Origin of the sequence: Shewanella colwelliana (genome assembly GCF_001735525.1) — a bacterium.
Taxonomy (GTDB): Bacteria; Pseudomonadota; Gammaproteobacteria; order Enterobacterales; family Shewanellaceae; genus Shewanella; species Shewanella colwelliana.
The window spans coordinates 1-1,727 of record NZ_MCBT01000036.1 but is presented as its reverse complement, the minus strand read 5'-3'; the positions used below and the strand labels follow the sequence as shown (position 1 = coordinate 1,727).

General features: G+C 50.2%; 1 protein-coding gene. It reads right to left on the bottom strand.

The features are described 5' to 3' along the window. On the bottom strand, nucleotides 1–1,727 hold a 1,727-nt coding region (locus tag BEL05_RS11550), incomplete at both ends, for a cadherin-like domain-containing protein (protein ID WP_139151874.1).

Genomic DNA, 1,727 nt, shown 5'->3' with positions numbered 1-1,727 from the left:
GCGGTAAATGGGTTACCGGCGTCATCAGTACCGGAGACCGTCGCAGTGAACGTGGTATCCAGTGCCAAATCGCTACCCGCGACCGGGAGGCTAAAGCCTAAGCCACCAGTAGTGAGGGCGATAACGGTGGTGGTGTAAGTGGTGCCATTGATCACCATGGTCACGGTATCGCCGATGGCGGCATCGCCACCAACAGTACCGGTGACGGTGACATCGCCTGCCGCTTCTTGGGCATTGAGGACGTCATCGCTGGTGATGTTGTCAACCGTGATAGTGGCGTTTGTTTGAGTATCAATGATTGCTGAATCAGTACCTGGAGCGGATATGTTTCCTGCTTGATCTGTGATAGTCGCAGTAACGACTATTTCATTACCTTCACCTGGTGATGGTAGCAACAGGTCTACGCTGTTGTTAGTGATATGTTCCTGAGTCAGAATAATTGATATTCCATCCACAATAAGGGTATCGCCGACATTGGCCCCTGTATTTTCTAAACTAATGGTCACATCAATTGTTGAGCTGCCATTTAACTCATTGTTACTGATGAATGCATCATTATTTTCATCAGTGTTGATCGTAACAGTTGGGGGCCCATCGACAACAGGGGTGACCTCAATGGCTAAGGTTGCACTTGCACCGGTATTGGTGGTGTAAGTGATCACAGGAACGCTGCCGTTCCAGTTGTCATTCGGGGTAAAGGTGTATGAACCATCGGCGTTGATGACAAGAGTGCCGCCTTCAAGCGTGACTTCACTGCCCGCTAGGTAAGTTTCACCATTTACTTCAAAAGAAACCACGGCTAAATCTGAGTCAATATCGCTGTCGTTATCTAATACGTTACCAGTAGCAACCGTATCTTCGGCGATAGTTTGGCTGTCATTGACTAATACAGAGGCATCATCAACAGGTGTTACTTCAATGGCTAACGTCGCACTAGCGCCGGTATTTGTGGTGTAAGTGATTACTGGGACTTGACCATTCCAGCTTTCATTTGGTGTGAAAGTGTATGTGCCATCAGCGTTGATAACTAGAGTGCCGCCTTCCAGTACCACTTCACTGCCCGCTAGGTAGGTTTCACCGTTTACTTCAAAAGAAGCCACTGCTAAATCAGAATCAGGATCGTTGTCGTTATCTAACACGTTGCCAGTGGCGACGGTATCTTCTGCAATGGTGTTGCTGTCGTTAGCCAGCACAGAGGCATCATCAACAGGGGTGACTTCAATGGTTAAGGTCGCACTTGCACCGGTATTGGTGGTGTAAGTGATCACCGGAACGCTGCCGTTCCAGTTGTCATTCGGGGTGAAGGTGTAGGTGCCATCGGCGTTGATGACTAATGAGCCGCCTTCCACCTCAACCGTGGTGCCCGCTGCAACGGTTTCGCCGTTAACAGTGAAGCTGACCACTGACAAGTCGCTGTCGATATCGCTGTCGTTATCCAATACGTTGCCAGTGGCGACGGTATCTTCTGCAATGGTGTTGCTGTCGTTAGCCAGCACTGAGGCATCATCAACAGGGGTGACTTCAATGGTTAAGGTCGCACTTGCACCGGTATTGGTGGAGTAAGTGATCACCGGAACGCTGCCGTTCCAGTTGTCATTCGGGGTGAAGGTGTAGGTGCCATCGGCGTTGATGACTAATGAGCCGCCTTCTACCTCAACCGTGGTGCCCGCCGCAACGGTTTCGCCGTTAACGGTGAAGCTAACCACTGACAAGTCGCTGTCGATATC